Source organism: Streptomyces sp. NPDC022910 (genome assembly GCF_055561075.1).
In genome coordinates this window covers 20,499-33,996 of sequence record NZ_JBVHHL010000024.1, presented here as the reverse complement: position 1 = coordinate 33,996, position 13,498 = coordinate 20,499, and the positions used below count along the sequence as shown (strand labels likewise).

Sequence of the window (13,498 nt, the reverse complement as noted above, 5' to 3'; positions counted from 1 at the left end):
CGGCGCCCGCGGCGTCGTCCCCGGGCCCGCTCAGCGGGCCTGTGCGAGCAGTTCCTGCGACAGGGCCCACAGGCGTCGGGCGTTGTCCGGGTCGACGGCGCACCGGGCGACGCCGTGCAGTGCGCCGGAGCGGCAGTCGACGACCTCCGTCTCGTTGCAGTCGACGAAGTAGCGGCCGCCGACGCCTTCGAGGAGGGCGCCGATCTCCAGGACCAGCTGGGCCTGGGCTACCTGTTCATCTGCCACGACGAAGCGGTCGTACGACACTTCGCCCACCGGGTGGTCCGGATGCGCGACGGCCGGATCGTCACCTGACCACCGGTCACAAGAGTTCGCGGGGGCGGACCGCCAGCGCACCGGGGCAACACCACACATGAATCGCGACTCATATGGACATGGATTTCATTTCCATCTACGGTGGATCTCACCGATTCGGTGAGCGCCAGGAGGTGATCTGCCGTGGGCGGCCGGACGACCCGGCAGCGAAGGACGGTCATGCGTGTGCTCGCGGGTTGTGAGGACTTCGTTTCGGCCCAGGAGTTGCACGCCCTGCTGGTGGCCGAGACCCATTCGATCGGGCTGACCACCGTCTACCGCGCGCTGCGCGAGCTGGAGGCGGCCGGCGGCGTGGACGTCGTACGAGAGGAGACCGGCGGGCGGCTCTACCGTCTTCGCCCCGCCGACGGTCACCGCCACTACCTGATGTGCCGCGACTGCGGCCGCAGCCGGCCGGTGAACTCCGAGGTCGTCGAGGAGTGGGCGGCACGGATCAACGCCGACACCGGCTTCACCGCGGTCGAGCACACCGTCGAACTCACCGGCATCTGCGCCCGCTGCCAGCCCTCCGGGGACGAAGGAGAACCGCCATGCCACTGGGAACGCGTCCCGGAGCCCCCGGGCCGGACCCACAGCTGCGCAAGCTGAAGCAGACCGTCCGCGACCTTCTCGACCTCGACGAAGACACCGCCGTCATGATCCGCCAGCTCGCCTGCACCGAACCGGACTGCCCGCCCGCGGAGACGGTCGTCGCCGTGCTGCCCATGGAGGGCGAGGCCCGCCGCTGGACGCTGCACCGGCCCGCCGCCGACATCACCGACGACGACCTGCGGGACGCCCTGCTCACCCCCGAACACGACCGCTAGGAGCACCACGTGACCACCCACGAAGACGGGCGCGTCCCCGTCACCGTCCTGACCGGCTTCCTCGGCTCCGGCAAGACGACCCTGCTCAACCGCATCCTCACCGAGCACCACGGCATGCGCATCGCCGTCATCGAGAACGAGTTCGGCGAGGTCGGCATCGACGACGCACTCGTCCTCGACGCCGAGGAAGAAATCTTCGAGATGAACAACGGCTGCATCTGCTGCACCGTGCGCGGCGATCTCATCCGCATCCTGGGCGCGCTGATGCGTCGGCGCGAGAAGTTCGACCACATCCTCATCGAGACCACCGGCCTCGCCGACCCGGCGCCCGTCGCACAGACCTTCTTCATGGACGACGAGATCGCCTCCCAGCTGCGCCTGGACGCCATCGTCACCCTCGTCGACGCGGCCCACGTCCTCCAGCACCTGGACGAGGTCAAGCCGGACGGCGTGGAGAACGAGGCCGTCGAGCAGATCGCCTTCGCCGACCGGATCGTCCTCAACAAGACCGACCTCGCGGACGAGGAGACCATCGGGCAGGTCGTCCGCCGTATCCGCGCCATCAACAGCGGGGTGCGGATCATCCCCGCCCAGCACGCCGCGATCGACCTGAGGCAGGTGCTGGACGTGGGCGCGTTCGACCTGGAGCGGGTGCTCGCCGACGACCCGTCGTTCCTGACCGAGACCGAGCACCAGCACGACACCACGGTCACCTCGGTGGGCATCGAGGTGGCCGGCGAGCTCGACGAGGATCGGCTGAATGCCTGGCTCGGCAACCTGCTGCGCACCAAGGGCGTCGACCTGTTCCGCTCCAAGGGCATCCTCGCCATCGCCGGGGCGCCCAAGCAGTACGTCTTCCAGGGCGTCCACATGCTGCTGGACGGCACCTTCGGACGCGACTGGCGCGATGGCGAACCCCGCACGAACAAGCTGGTGTTCATCGGCCGCGACCTCGACCGCGAGGCGCTGGAGCGCGGCTTCGCCGACTGCCTGGCCACGGCAGGAGCGGTCGCGTGAGTACTGCCGTGGAAGCACCGTCCCTGTGGGACATCCGCGTTGACGACGCGCCGGTCGCGCTCACCGCACGAGAGGACCTGGTCGTCGTCGCCGGGGCCGAGGGGACGATCCGCGTCCTGGATGCGGCCATGGGCGCCACGATAGGCGTGCTGGAGTTGCCCGGCGGGGCGCTGCGCGTCGAACTCTCCCCTGACGCCCGTCACTTGGTGGCTACCGGCCCGATGGGGTACGGGCTGTGGCGCCGAGCCGACGGTCAGACGACCGTCCGGGAGTCGGGGGCCTGGTCGGCCGCCGCCGCCTGGGCGGACCACGGGCGGGTCGCGGTCGCCTCCGGACGCCGCGCGCTCGTCCTCGACACCGACGGTGCCGAGTTGTGGCGTACGGAGCCCGCCGCGTCCACCGTCACCGACCTGGCCTGGATGCGTCAGGGACGCCGGCTGGCGGTGGCCGCGTACGGCGCGGTGCGCTGCCACGAGCGGCACACCGAGACGCCGGTCGCCGCCTACCCGTACGTCGGCTCCCACCTCGCCCTCGCCGTCGCGCCTACGGGGAAGTGGATCTGCAGCGGCAACCAGGACGCCTCCATCCACATCTGGCGCACCCGGGACGGCAGTGAACTGACCATGTCCGGCTATCCGGAGAAGGTCTCCCGCCTCGCCTTCGACGAGACCGGGTTCTGGCTGGCCGCCGACGGCGCGCCCGACGTGACCGTGTGGGACTTCTCCGGCAAGGGCCCGGAGGGCACCGCGCCGCGCTCGCTGCGCTGCCACGAGACCGTGACCGCGCTGGCCTGGCGGCCCGGTGCGGCGGGGCATCTCGCGAGCGGCGGGGACGACGGGACGATGGCGCTGTGGCACGCCACCGCCGGACGTCCCCAGGCCCGGCTGCGCCCGGTGCGCGAGCTGAAGGGGGACGGCGCGGCGGTCGCGGCGCTGGCGTGGGCCGGTCCGCATCTGCTGACCGTGGCCTGGCGGGATGGCCGGGTGCGGACGTACAGCCTGCCCTCCCGGACCGCCCTGTGAACCGCACCGTGATCCAGGCGGCCGCACAGCGCCCCTGCACCCTCGTCGTGTGCCGGGGCTGCTGCTGCGGCAACCCGCGCAAACACCCCGGCACCGACCACGCCTGGCAGCTCGACCGGCTGCGCGCCGCGGCCGCCGACTCCGGTGGCCGGCTCGCCGTCCGTACGACCGACTGCCTCGGCCCCTGCGACCAGGCCGATGTCATCGTCGTCCAGCCCTCGACCGCCGGGCGCCGGGCCGGAGGACGCGCTGTCTGGGTCGGCTTCGCCATGGACGACGACTGCACCGACGACCTGCTGCGCTGGGCCGCAGCCGGCGGACCGGGGCTCGCCGAGCCGCCGGCCACGCTGGCGCTGCAGTTCATCCGTCCGCCGCGCGAGGCCCGCGCCCGTGCACGCCGATGACATCGACCGCGGCGGCCGCGAAGTCGCCGCGGCGGCCCGGCTCGACGAGACCACTGCGGCCTCCGTCGCCGCCACGCTCCAGGCCCTGGCGACACCCTCCCGGCTGCTGATCCTGCTCGCCCTGCGGCAGTCCCCGTATCCGGTCGGCGAACTGGCCGCCGCCGTGGGCATGGAGCAGTCCGCCGTCTCCCACCAGCTGCGCCTGCTGCGCACCCTGGGCCTGGTCACCGGGCACCGCCACGGCCGCAGCATCGTCTATAGCCTCTACGACGACCACGTCGCCCAGCTCCTCGACCAGGCCGTCCACCACATCGAGCACCTGCGCCTCGGAGTGCGGGACACGGGCTGAGGGTAGCCCGTGAGCAGCGAAGGCTGCCGATCACCGAGCCATAGAGAGAGTCCGGGCGGGCTGAGCGAACACTGACCAGCATATGCATGAATCGCCATATGTTAATGTCACTATGTACTGCCTGCGAGACGCGAGCCGCAGGTGACCGAAGAGCACGCACAGGAGCGCCCCATGACCACCGCCACCGAGCACCGCACCCACGACGGCCACACGCACACCCACGGCGAGGGCTGCGGCCATGTCGCAATCCCGCACGGCGACCACACGGACTACGCGCACAACGGCCACCTCCACCGGGCGCACGAGGGCCACGTCGACGAGTGCGCGAGCGCCGGCCACAGCGCCCACGAGGGCCACGACCACCAGCACGGCGAGAGCTGCGGCCACGTGGCCGTGCCGCATGAGGACCACGTCGACTACGTGCACGACGGCCACCGTCACGCCGCCCACGACGGCCACTGGGACGACCACTGACGGTTCAGGTCCGGCGCCGCGAGCGAAAACCGAAAACCATTGTCAGATGCTAATGTGTGCATGTGACAGCCGTTTCCACCTCACCGACGCCGCCGCACGACGAGCCGATACGCGCACTGCAGGCGGCCAGCGACCTGTTGAAGGCGCTGGCCTCCCCCGTCCGTCTCGGCATCGTGCGTGAACTGTCCGGGGGCGGAAAATACGTCCACGAACTTGTCGACGCCCTCGGGGTGAGCCAGCCGCTGGTCTCCCAGCACCTGAGGGTGCTGCGCAACTCGCGCATCGTGACGGCCCACCGTCAGGCGCGCGAGATCCAGTACGGCCTCACGGACGACCACATCGCCCACATCGTGCTGGACGCCATCCGGCACGCACAGGAGTAGCCCGGCGCCGCCGTCACACGGCCGCGCCGACCTGCTCGCCGACCGCTTCCCCGGCTCCCTGCCGACCCTCGACACCGCCGACCCAGGCAGCAAGACGTACTCGGGATCGGCCTCGCCTAGGGTGCGCAGCAGCCCGGGCGCGCGGTCGGCCAGCAGATCGATGACCGCCCTCGCGTAGGCATGGGCGGTGCCGACAGCGATACCGAAGTCGGCCGCGATCTGAGTGAGGGGGCCGTGCCGGCGCAGGTACACCAGACCGACCAGAGCACGCTGGTGCGGTGGAAGCTTGCAGCGGCGGTCACCCTCCCGGGTGACGATGAGCACCGTGACCCACTCGACCCGTGGTCAAGACGACGCTGCCCGGCCGCGGATCCCGCCTGCTGCAGCTGCTGGGCGATGACGAGATCCACTCCCGTCATGTGCAGGAGGTCGGTGGTGTGTCGGTGATGGTGACCGGCGCCTTCGACGAGAGCGATCTCGGGGTGGCCTGCTACCACTCCAAGCTCGGTGCGGTCGAGCTCTACCTCAACCACCTCGTGGACGGCCCGGGCGAGTACGCCGTGGTCGACATGACGGCCGGCGCCGACGCCTTCGCGTCCGGCCTGTTCACCCGCTTCGACATGACCTTCCTGGTGGTCGAGCCGACCCGCAAGAGCGTTTCGGTCTACCGCCAGTACCGCGACCACGCCGCCGAGTTCGGTATCCCGGTCGCTGTCGTCGGCAACAAGGTCACCGGCGAGGACGACCTGGCCTTCCTCAGGAGTCACGTCGGCGATGACCTGCTCGCCCATTGCGAGCAGTCCACGTTCGTCCGCGCCCAGGAACAGGGACGCGGCGAGGGCGAGTTGGAGCCGCACAACACGCGCGTCCTCGACCGGCTGCGCGCGGCCGTGGACGCCCGCCCCAAGGACTGGGCCGCCTTCCAGAAGCACGCCGTCGAGTTCCACCTGCGCAACGCCGCCGCCTGGGCCAACCAGGCCACCGGCCAGGACCTCGCCGCCCAGGTCGACCCCGACTTCCGGCACAGGCCGACCGCCCTCGCCGCCCTCGTCTGACCTTCGCCCCGTACAGAACCACAGAACAGGACAATTCTTCATGTCGCTCGACGTCTCCCCGCAGCTGCTCGCCGAGGCCGAGAAGGGCGAGGTACGAGAGCCGGACTTCGTCGAAACCGTGCGTACGTCCCTGCCGTACGCCTACGACCTCATCGCCCGCCTCGCCGGTGAACTGCGCTCCGGCACGGCCGAGTTCACCGACAACCAGACCCCGCCGCCCTCCGAGGAGGAGCGCGGACAGCTGCTGCGCGCGCTCTCCAGCGACGCCATCCGCTCCAGCCTGGAACGCCACTTCGGTATCGCCCTCGCCTTCCAGAACTGCTACCGCGTCGCCGCCTTCCACCCCGAGGCGCGCGGCGGCGAGACCCACACCCGCTTCACGTCCCTGCGGGCCCAGATCCTCAACCAGTCACCGGAGTTCCGCGACTGCTGAGCACGGGGCCTCCCGCGCCGGCTCGGCGGGCGTGGCACGCGCGAAGGCGCCCAGGCGCGGTGGCCACCGCCGCCGCGCCTGCCGGGACCCGCACCCGAAACGTCCCGGCAGCCGCATACCCGGGACGTCCTGGCACCGGAACACAGCGCGAACCCGGGCAGCGCGTGTGCTGTGCGATGCGGCCGCGGCATCAGGCCGTGGCCGGGCGCGGCCGCCTCCCTCCGCCCGGGGGCCAGGCGAGCGCCACCGCGTAGACCACGGCTGCCGTCGCCAGAATGGCGAAGCTGGGCGGCAGCACGGGGACGGTGTAGCTGAGGGCGAGACCGGTCCACATCTCCGCAAGCGCGAGGGCGGCCGACAGCCACAGGGCGCGGTAGGGGCGGTCGGTGAGCCGGTGTACGGCTCCGGCAGCAGCTTGTCGGCCCAGGCGTCGTAGCCGATGCCGTTGACGATGGCGTAGCGGGCACCGGCGACCGTGCGGCCGTCTGCGGCGGTGGGCTCGTAGTCGTGCGGGTCGCCGTTGGGGTTGTCGATGATGCTGGTGACCTTGACGTGGCCGCCGCCGAGTTGCTCGGCGATGGAGCCCCAGAAGTTCTCCGCGGCCACCACCCGGATCAGGCCGTCGGACGACGTGGCGGCGTCCGAGGACGCCGCCGTGGAGCAGGCACTCGCCCCGACGCCGAGCAGAGCGGCCAGGAAGGCGAAGCAAGTACGACGGGACAGAGGGGGACGCGTGGCGGGATCTCCTTCAGCATGCCTGCCGGGCAGCCCCAAGGCGCCCGGCACGAACGGGGACATCCCGACGTTAAATGAACATGATTTTCGTAACCATACTGCCAGAGCATTAACGGGAACCGCTGCCACTTCTCGACCCGGCTTCGACCAGGGCTTGCACCTCCGCGGTAGTCATGGGAATCATGTTCAACTAGCCTGTGTGCGGTGCGGATCCAGTAGGGCGGGAGGCAAGCGTCATGCGCGGTTCGTCTGCCGGGGAATGGCTGCCGGCCTGGCGGTCGACCCAGCAGCGGGTCGCCGTCCTGCGGGCGTTGCGCGGCTGCCCCGACTTCGTCTCCGCGCGAGAGCTGCACGAGGCCCTCGCCACCGAGGGCACCGCGGTGGGCCTGACCACCGTCTACCGGACCCTGCGGGCCCTGGAGCAGGGCGGGCGCGTCGACGTCGTACGCGACCGGACCGGCGAACGGCTCTACCGGCCGCGGCCCGCCGACGGCCACCGGCACTACCTGGTCTGCCGCCTCTGCGGCCTCAGCCGGGCCGTCGAAGCGGAGGCCGTCGAGCACTGGGCGGACGGCGTGGCGGAGGCCGCCGGCTTCGCCGAGGTGGACCACACCGTCGAGCTCACAGGGATCTGCGAGCAGTGTCAGTCGCGCGAGCGCGCAGCCCGTCCGTAGTCGGCCCGTGGCGCGGGTCAAGGCTTGGCAACGATTGTCATATCAGCTAGATCCAGCCATGGTGTTGACATTCGTTTCCATCTAGCGTGGTGCACAGCCGGTCCGGACTGGACCGAGGCGACTTGCCACACACGAAGACCTTCCTGTTCGCACCCGCCGTGGAGGACCCATGCGCACGCCCTCGTCCCGACGTCTCGCGCTGATAACCGGCGCCTCCCTGGCGCTACTGGCCGGCTGCGGCAGCTCGTCGGACTCTTCAAGCGACGGGAGCACCTCGCAGGGCGCGAAGTCCTCGTCCGCGATCCCGGTGGTCGCCTCGACGAACGTGTACGGCGACATCGCCAAGCAGATAGGCGGCGACAAGGTCGACGTCACGTCGATCATGAGCAACCCCGACCAGGACCCGCACTCCTACGAGGCCGACACCCAAAACCAGCTCACGCTGTCCAAGGCGAAGGTCGTCATCGAGAACGGCGCCGGCTACGACGACTTCGTCGACCGGATGCTCAAGAGCAGCAACTCCTCCGCCGAGGTGATCAACGCGGTCAAGGTCTCCGGCAAGACCGCCCCCAAGGGCGGCGAGCTCAACGAGCACGTCTGGTACGACTTCCCCACGGTCGCCAAGATCGCCGACCGGATCGCCGCCGCTCTGGGCAAGGCCGATCCCGCGGACGCCGCGACCTTCACCAAGAACGCCGAAGCCTTCAAGGCGAAGCTGACGCCGCTTCAGACCAAGGAAGCGGACATCAAGAAGAAGCATGGCGGCGAGGGCATCGGCATCACCGAGCCCGTGCCGCTGTACATGACCGAGGCGAGCGGCCTGGTCAACAAGACACCCGAGGAGTACAGCGCGGCGATCGAGGAAGGCGACGACGTCTCCCCGAAGATCCTGCAGGAGACCCTCGCGCTGTACAGCGGCAAGCAGGTCAAGGCGCTGGTCTACAACGCCCAGACGTCCGGACCCCAGACCCAGAAGGTCGAGGACGCGGCGAAGGCGGCCGGCATCGCCGTCGTCCCGGTCACCGAGACCCTGCCCCAGGGCAAGGACTACCTCGGCTGGATGACCGACAACGTCGACGCGCTCGCGAGCGCGCTGAACAAGTGAGGCGGCCGGACATGGCCCCCGTACCCCGCGCACGTCAGGACAGGCCGACGGCCAGCGGTGCCGACGCCCCCGCGGTGATCAGCCTGCGCGGCGCAGCCCTGTCCTACGGCCCGCGCGTGGTGTGGCGGGACCTCGAACTCGACGTACGGCCCGGGGAGTTCCTCGCGGTGCTCGGCCCGAACGGATCGGGCAAGACCAGCTTCGTCAAGGCCCTGCTGGGCCGACAGCAGCTGTCCGCGGGCACGCTGACCGTCCTCGGCCGGCCGCCCCGCGAGGCGAGCCGGCACATCGGCTACGTCCCCCAGCAGGCGGCGCTGTCCGCGCACGCCATGCTGCGCGCCCGCGACCTCGTGCGCTTCGGGATCGACGGGCACCGCTTCGGTCTGCGGCTGCGCACGGCGGCGGTCCGCCGCCGCGTGGACGAGATCCTGGAGTCGGTGGGGGCCTCCGCCTACGCCGACGTGCCCATCAACCTGCTGTCCGGCGGCGAACGGCAGCGCGTACGCATCGGACAGGCTCTGGCGACCGATCCGCGCATCCTGCTGTGCGACGAGCCGCTGCTCTCCCTCGACCTCAACCACCAGCGCGCCGTCACCGAGCTGGTGGACGCCCGCCGCCGCTCCCACGGCACCTCCGTGGTCTTCGTGACCCACGAGATCAACCCGGTGCTCGGCCTGGTCGACCGCGTGCTGTACCTGGCCCCGGGCGGCTACCGGGTCGGCACACCGGACGAGGTCCTGACCTCCGAGTCGCTGTCCCAGCTGTACGGCACCCACGTCGACGTCGTCCGCGTCCACGGCCGCATCGTGGTCGTCGGAGCACCCGACGAGCCGGCGGTGGAACCCCACCACCCCCACGAAGCCCACGACCCCCTTGACGTCCACGAGATCGACGGAGCACGGCCATGACGCTCGCCGACGGGATCTGGCACCAGATCTTCAGCTTCGACAACTACGGCGAACTGCTGGCGCTGGTCCGCAACTCCCTCATCGCCGGGGTCGCACTGGGCCTGATCGGCGGCCTGGCAGGCGTCTTCGTCATCATGCGCGACCTGCCCTTCGCGGTGCACGGCATCAGCGAGCTGTCCTTCGCGGGCGCCTCGGCCGCGCTGCTGCTGGAGACGAACGTCGTGGCGGGCTCCATCGTCGGCTCGCTCCTCGCGGCCGGCACGATCGGCGTGCTGGGCGTGCGCGCCCGGGACCGCAACTCGGTGATCGGCATCCTCATGCCCTTCGGCCTCGGCCTCGGCGTGCTCTTCCTCGCCCTCTACAAGGGCCGTGCCGCCAACAAGTTCGGCCTGCTCACCGGCCAGATCGTCGCCGTCGACACCCCGCAGACGACCTGGCTGCTCGGCACGTCCGCGGTCGTGCTCATCGCCCTGATGGCCATGTGGCGGCCACTCACGTTCGCCAGCTCCGACCCGGACGTCGCCGAGGCCCGCGGCGTGCCGGTGCGCACCCTGTCCTTCGCGTTCATGTTGACGCTCGGCCTCGCGGTGGCCCTCTCGATCCAGGTCGTCGGTGCCCTGCTGGTCCTCAGCCTCCTCGTCACCCCCGCCGCGGCCGCCGCCCGCGTCACCGCGTCTCCGGTGCTGCTGCCGCTGCTCAGCGTGGTCTTCGCCGTCGTCTCCATCGAGGGCGGCATCCTGCTCGCCCTGGGCAGCAGCATCCCCATCAGCCCCTACGTCACCACGATCTCCTTCACCATCTACGCCGTCTGCCGACTGGCGGGCAGCTACCGCACCCGACGGTGGGGGGCCAGGAGGGCAACCCCGCAACCCGCCTGAACACCAGGGCAGCCAAGTGCTCACCTGTCCAGGAGTCTCAATGACGAAGTCAAGCCGCTTGCGTGACCGGCGGGGTGGAGGTGAAGACCCGTCCGTCACGCAGCAACACCCGCCACCGCCGCGCCCAGTGCCGGTCGCGGGCGTGGCCGGTGCGGTGCTGCCGGGTGCGAGTGCGCGTCCGTGCCGGTGGCCGGCAGCCTGATGCGGCGCGGGGCGGCCCCGGCCGCCTCGCTCGCCTTCCTGCTCTCCGCACCGGCGATCAACCCCGTCGTCCTCGTCGCCACGTCCATCGCGTTCCCCGGGCAGCCGCTGATGGTGGCGGCCCGCCTCGTCGCCTCCCTTGCCACGGCCGTCGTGATGCGCCGGCTGTGGGCGCGCTTCGGGCGGGAGGAGTGGCTGCGTCTGCCGAAGCCGCCCACGACCGCATCCGGGACCTCGCGCGCGAGTGCCTTCACGGCCGGGCTGCAGCACGACTTCCTGCACGCCGGTGGCTTCCTCGTGCTCGGCTCGGCGGCAGCGGCGACCTTCAACATCGGGGTGCCGCGCTCGGTCCTCGACGTCTTCACCGGATCGGCCTGGCTGTCCGTCCCGCTGCTGGCGCTGCTCGCCGTGGTGCTGTGCGTGTGCAGTGAGGCCGACGCATTCGTGGCCGCCTCTCTGAGCGGGTTCGCGCCGACCGCGCGGCTGGCGTTCATGGTGGTCGGGCCGATGGTCGACCTGAAACTGATCGCGCTGCAGGCGGGCACGTTCGGCCGGGCCTTCACCGTCCGGTTCTCGTCCGTGACCTGGGCGGCCGCGCTGATGAGCAGTGTGCTCGTGGGGTGGTGGCTGCTGTGAGGCGGTACGGGGTCGGCCGTGCTGTTGCTGCTGGTGGGCACCGCCGTGCTGCGGATCTCGCTGTTCAGCGCCCTGTACCTGCGGTACGTGCAGTCCGGGCTGCGCCCGTCCGCGCAGGTGAAGGTAGGCGTCCGGGTTGGCGTTGACGAACGTCCGTGTGGTCACCCGGAATTGGCGGACGTCGCGCAGCGTGGTGTGGTGGTTGGAGGGCAGCCGCATCGCACCCAGCACGCCGTGGGTGCCGTCCCAGAAGCGGAGCGTGCGGATGCGGCCGCCGGGACGGCCCGCCCGCTCGTACACCGTCACCTCCAGCCCTCGGCGGACCAGTTCGTAGGCACAGGCCCGTCCGGAGATGCCGCCGCCGATCACGGCGACGCGGCCTGTGGCGCCGCGGTGCGTCTCCACCAGGTCCGAGGGGAACCGGAACTGCTCGTCGAAGGTGCTGGCGGTGTGGGTGTCCGTCATGTCACCGGAGGCTATGCAGCGGTGCGGGGCGGATGGTGGAGGCAGGATTGCAGTCGCATGAAACCGCCGGAGGCCGGGCATCCGCCCCCCGTTTCCCGGTCAGCCGGGCTGCCGCGCCGGCTCCGGTGCCTCATGTCGTGCGTACGCCGACCAGTCCACGATCTGCACCGCCGCGCCGGCTGCCTCCTCGCCCCGGCAGTGGGCGTGGTGCCTGCGGGCGATGCCGTCAAGGTCGAGGTGGGAGCCGAAGGCGGGGTGCGCCGTCAGACGCCGTGCGTACGCCCACAGACGGGGGTGGTCGGTGATGCGGTGCACGGCGGCGGCGTCCAGGTGGTGGCGGTGCACCGTGTCCAGCTGCACCAGTGTGACCCACAACTGCACGTCGGCGAGGGTGAGTTCGCCACCCAGCACCTGCTCCCGGGAACCGAGCCGCCACTCCAGCACGTCCAGCGCGCGCAGGAGAGTGGCCAGGGCGATGTCACGTGCCGCCGGGTCGCCACCGGACTCGCCGGCGCGCTGGGCGGCCCAGGTGATGCCCCGCTCGCAGAGCCGGCCGACGGCCTCGATCGCCTCCTCGGCGCCGCGCGGGTGGAGATCAGGGCCATGGCCACCGAACTGTCGGGCGAGATCCCGCAGGATGTCGGGGGTGTGGGTGCTGACGATCGTGCCGGTCCAGCCGTCGCTGAAGACCGGCGCCACCGCCGGTCCGCGATGCTGGTGCGAGCTGGCCTCGTACAGCGGGCGCAGCGCACGATACCCGCCGTCCGGGGCGTCGGGGACGGCGGGCAGCAGGGTCACCGGGAGGGTGTCGTCGAGCCCGAGCAGGCTGTGCGTGACGGCGATCTGCAGACAGTGCGGACAGGACGGCGAGAGGTGGAGCCGGTAGCGGTGAGGCGCAGCGTAGTAACCGCTGCGCGCGTCACAGCCGATCCTGCTCCGGAAGGACGGCACGGCTGTCGGGGATGAGGCGGGCATACGTCTCCCTCGGAGTGCTCGGTCACGGGCATACGACGGCGACTGCGCGCGACAGCTTCGGCGCGGCCGGAATGTGGTAGGTGCGCGGGAGGGTCAGGTGGGGGCGGGGCCACCGACGTACGGGGAACTTGCCGCACTGCACACACGTACGAGATCGATGTGACGGCGGGATGTCAGCAGGGGCAGCGGCCGGACAGCGACACGGACAGCGTCGCTGCCGAGGTCCAGCGCAGCACGATCCATGCTTCCCTACCAATTCACTAGGATTCCCTAGTGGAGTGTCAGGCCGCGGCCAAGTCGAGTCAAGAGGCCCTCACAAACCGCACCGGGACGTCTCACCACGTGAGAGAGGTGCGGGCCGATCGGTGCGGTCAGGCCGCGCGGCCGGTCTCACAGGCGGCGAGCAGTGCGCGGACCGCCTCGACGGCGGCGCCGGTCAGCGAGGGGTCCGCACCATGCCCGGGGCGTGCGCTGAGCCGTACCGGAGAAACGGTGGGCAAGCCCTCGACCGGGGTCAGCCCCTCGGGGTGCTGGCCGCCGGGCACGGCGAGCAGCGCGGCGCCCAGTCCGGCGCGGGCCAGCCTGCTGCCCGGCGCCGAGTCCCAGGACTACGCCGAGCAGATCGACGACGTCCTCGCCCTG

At 71.0% G+C, this 13,498-nt stretch carries 16 protein-coding genes and 6 pseudogenes; 15 read left to right on the top strand and 7 right to left on the bottom strand.

Features of this window, described 5'->3' with window-relative positions:
- Positions 1-30: 30 nt before the first annotated feature.
- Positions 31-201 (bottom strand): annotated as a pseudogene (locus ACZ3TS_RS22685) (SDR family NAD(P)-dependent oxidoreductase); the annotation flags it as partial.
- Between the two features lie 258 nt (positions 202-459).
- Between ACZ3TS_RS22685 and ACZ3TS_RS22680 the strand changes: the two are divergent.
- The 8 genes from ACZ3TS_RS22680 (at position 460) to ACZ3TS_RS22645 (ending at position 4,791) form a co-directional block, all read left to right on the top strand.
- Entirely contained in the window at positions 460-924 is a 465-nt protein-coding gene (locus ACZ3TS_RS22680; RefSeq protein ID WP_467620621.1) for a Fur family transcriptional regulator, read from the top strand.
- On the top strand, positions 867-1,142 hold the full coding sequence (locus ACZ3TS_RS22675) for a hypothetical protein (RefSeq protein WP_467620618.1): 276 nt from the start codon (positions 867-869) through the stop codon (positions 1,140-1,142). Before ACZ3TS_RS22680 ends, ACZ3TS_RS22675 begins: the two co-directional genes overlap by 58 nt.
- 9 nt (positions 1,143-1,151) lie before the next feature.
- Entirely contained in the window at positions 1,152-2,159 is a 1,008-nt protein-coding gene (locus ACZ3TS_RS22670; RefSeq protein WP_467620616.1) for a CobW family GTP-binding protein, read from the top strand.
- Positions 2,156-3,181, top strand: a complete 1,026-nt coding sequence (locus ACZ3TS_RS22665) for a WD40 repeat domain-containing protein (protein ID WP_467620614.1) — start codon at positions 2,156-2,158, stop codon at positions 3,179-3,181. The genes ACZ3TS_RS22670 and ACZ3TS_RS22665 overlap by 4 nt, the downstream gene beginning before the upstream one ends.
- Positions 3,178-3,585 carry a (2Fe-2S) ferredoxin domain-containing protein gene (locus ACZ3TS_RS22660; RefSeq protein WP_467620611.1) on the top strand — a complete coding sequence of 136 codons (408 nt, stop codon included), beginning with the start codon at positions 3,178-3,180 and terminating at the stop codon, positions 3,583-3,585. The genes ACZ3TS_RS22665 and ACZ3TS_RS22660 overlap by 4 nt, the downstream gene beginning before the upstream one ends.
- A complete protein-coding gene (locus tag ACZ3TS_RS22655; protein ID WP_467620608.1) occupies positions 3,572-3,934 on the top strand; it encodes an ArsR/SmtB family transcription factor in 363 nt (120 codons plus the stop codon). The genes ACZ3TS_RS22660 and ACZ3TS_RS22655 overlap by 14 nt, the downstream gene beginning before the upstream one ends.
- Before the next feature lie 171 nt (positions 3,935-4,105).
- Positions 4,106-4,408, top strand: coding sequence for a hypothetical protein (locus tag ACZ3TS_RS22650; protein ID WP_467620605.1), 303 nt, complete (start codon positions 4,106-4,108; stop codon positions 4,406-4,408).
- A gap of 62 nt (positions 4,409-4,470) precedes the next feature.
- Entirely contained in the window at positions 4,471-4,791 is a 321-nt protein-coding gene (locus ACZ3TS_RS22645; RefSeq protein WP_467620601.1) for an ArsR/SmtB family transcription factor, read from the top strand.
- A 36-nt stretch (positions 4,792-4,827) separates the two neighbouring features.
- On the opposite strand, the pseudogene ACZ3TS_RS22640 reads toward ACZ3TS_RS22645, so the two are convergent.
- A pseudogene (locus ACZ3TS_RS22640) lies at positions 4,828-5,115 on the bottom strand (helix-turn-helix domain-containing protein); the annotation flags it as partial.
- A gap of 17 nt (positions 5,116-5,132) precedes the next feature.
- Here ACZ3TS_RS22640 and ACZ3TS_RS22635 point away from each other — a divergent pair.
- Both ACZ3TS_RS22635 and ACZ3TS_RS22630 read left to right on the top strand, forming a co-directional pair.
- Positions 5,133-5,846: pseudogene (locus tag ACZ3TS_RS22635) on the top strand (ATP-binding protein); the annotation flags it as partial.
- A 40-nt stretch (positions 5,847-5,886) separates the two neighbouring features.
- Complete coding sequence (locus ACZ3TS_RS22630; protein WP_467620598.1) at positions 5,887-6,279, top strand: SCO5389 family protein; 393 nt, start codon at positions 5,887-5,889, stop codon at positions 6,277-6,279.
- A 190-nt stretch (positions 6,280-6,469) separates the two neighbouring features.
- Here the strand turns inward: ACZ3TS_RS22630 and ACZ3TS_RS22625 are convergent, their stop codons facing one another.
- Together ACZ3TS_RS22625 and ACZ3TS_RS22620 are read right to left on the bottom strand one after the other, a co-directional pair.
- On the bottom strand, positions 6,470-6,613 hold the full coding sequence (locus ACZ3TS_RS22625; RefSeq protein WP_467620832.1) for a hypothetical protein: 144 nt from the start codon (positions 6,611-6,613) through the stop codon (positions 6,470-6,472).
- A gap of 128 nt (positions 6,614-6,741) precedes the next feature.
- Positions 6,742-7,077 (bottom strand): annotated as a pseudogene (locus tag ACZ3TS_RS22620) (metal ABC transporter solute-binding protein, Zn/Mn family); the annotation flags it as partial.
- 173 nt (positions 7,078-7,250) lie between these two features.
- Between ACZ3TS_RS22620 and ACZ3TS_RS22615 the strand changes: the two are divergent.
- The 5 genes and pseudogenes from ACZ3TS_RS22615 to ACZ3TS_RS22595 all read left to right on the top strand — a co-directional run.
- Positions 7,251-7,688: a Fur family transcriptional regulator gene (locus tag ACZ3TS_RS22615; RefSeq protein WP_467620595.1), complete on the top strand. Its 438-nt coding sequence runs from the start codon at positions 7,251-7,253 to the stop codon at positions 7,686-7,688.
- Between the two features lie 169 nt (positions 7,689-7,857).
- Positions 7,858-8,793, top strand: coding sequence for a metal ABC transporter solute-binding protein, Zn/Mn family (locus ACZ3TS_RS22610; RefSeq protein WP_467620592.1), 936 nt, complete (start codon positions 7,858-7,860; stop codon positions 8,791-8,793).
- An 11-nt stretch (positions 8,794-8,804) separates the two neighbouring features.
- Positions 8,805-9,701 (top strand): metal ABC transporter ATP-binding protein, encoded by an 897-nt coding sequence (locus ACZ3TS_RS22605; protein ID WP_467620589.1) that lies wholly within the window; start codon positions 8,805-8,807, stop codon positions 9,699-9,701.
- The gene (locus tag ACZ3TS_RS22600; protein ID WP_467620586.1) at positions 9,698-10,579 is read left to right on the top strand and encodes a metal ABC transporter permease; all 882 of its coding nucleotides are present in this window, start codon (positions 9,698-9,700) and stop codon (positions 10,577-10,579) included. Before ACZ3TS_RS22605 ends, ACZ3TS_RS22600 begins: the two co-directional genes overlap by 4 nt.
- Before the next feature lie 115 nt (positions 10,580-10,694).
- Positions 10,695-11,416: pseudogene (locus tag ACZ3TS_RS22595) on the top strand (permease); the annotation flags it as partial.
- Here the strand turns inward: ACZ3TS_RS22595 and ACZ3TS_RS22590 are convergent.
- From ACZ3TS_RS22590 to ACZ3TS_RS22580, 3 genes and pseudogenes are all read right to left on the bottom strand, one after another.
- Positions 11,297-11,881: pseudogene (locus tag ACZ3TS_RS22590) on the bottom strand (flavin monoamine oxidase family protein); the annotation flags it as partial. The pseudogenes ACZ3TS_RS22595 and ACZ3TS_RS22590 sit on opposite strands and share 120 nt — an antisense overlap.
- A gap of 99 nt (positions 11,882-11,980) precedes the next feature.
- A complete protein-coding gene (locus tag ACZ3TS_RS22585) occupies positions 11,981-12,856 on the bottom strand; it encodes a glutathione S-transferase C-terminal domain-containing protein (RefSeq protein ID WP_467620583.1) in 876 nt (291 codons plus the stop codon).
- Positions 12,857-13,227: 371 nt separating this feature from the next.
- Complete coding sequence (locus ACZ3TS_RS22580; RefSeq protein ID WP_467620580.1) at positions 13,228-13,401, bottom strand: hypothetical protein; 174 nt, start codon at positions 13,399-13,401, stop codon at positions 13,228-13,230.
- Positions 13,402-13,498: the final 97 nt, after the last annotated feature.

What these genes read in the sequence shown, in the direction of transcription:
- ACZ3TS_RS22650 (WP_467620605.1), top strand. Translation starts at nt 4,106, where the DNA reads ATGACCACCGCCACCGAGCACCGCACCCACGACGGCCACACGCACACC.
- ACZ3TS_RS22625 (WP_467620832.1), bottom strand. Translation starts at nt 6,613, where the DNA reads ATGTGGACCGGTCTCGCCCTCAGCTACACCGTCCCCGTGCTGCCGCCC.
- ACZ3TS_RS22585 (WP_467620583.1), bottom strand. Translation starts at nt 12,856, where the DNA reads ATGCCCGCCTCATCCCCGACAGCCGTGCCGTCCTTCCGGAGCAGGATC.
- ACZ3TS_RS22675 (WP_467620618.1), top strand. Translation starts at nt 867, where the DNA reads ATGCCACTGGGAACGCGTCCCGGAGCCCCCGGGCCGGACCCACAGCTG.
- ACZ3TS_RS22605 (WP_467620589.1), top strand. Translation starts at nt 8,805, where the DNA reads ATGGCCCCCGTACCCCGCGCACGTCAGGACAGGCCGACGGCCAGCGGT.
- ACZ3TS_RS22610 (WP_467620592.1), top strand. Translation starts at nt 7,858, where the DNA reads ATGCGCACGCCCTCGTCCCGACGTCTCGCGCTGATAACCGGCGCCTCC.
- ACZ3TS_RS22600 (WP_467620586.1), top strand. Translation starts at nt 9,698, where the DNA reads ATGACGCTCGCCGACGGGATCTGGCACCAGATCTTCAGCTTCGACAAC.
- ACZ3TS_RS22615 (WP_467620595.1), top strand. Translation starts at nt 7,251, where the DNA reads ATGCGCGGTTCGTCTGCCGGGGAATGGCTGCCGGCCTGGCGGTCGACC.
- ACZ3TS_RS22630 (WP_467620598.1), top strand. Translation starts at nt 5,887, where the DNA reads ATGTCGCTCGACGTCTCCCCGCAGCTGCTCGCCGAGGCCGAGAAGGGC.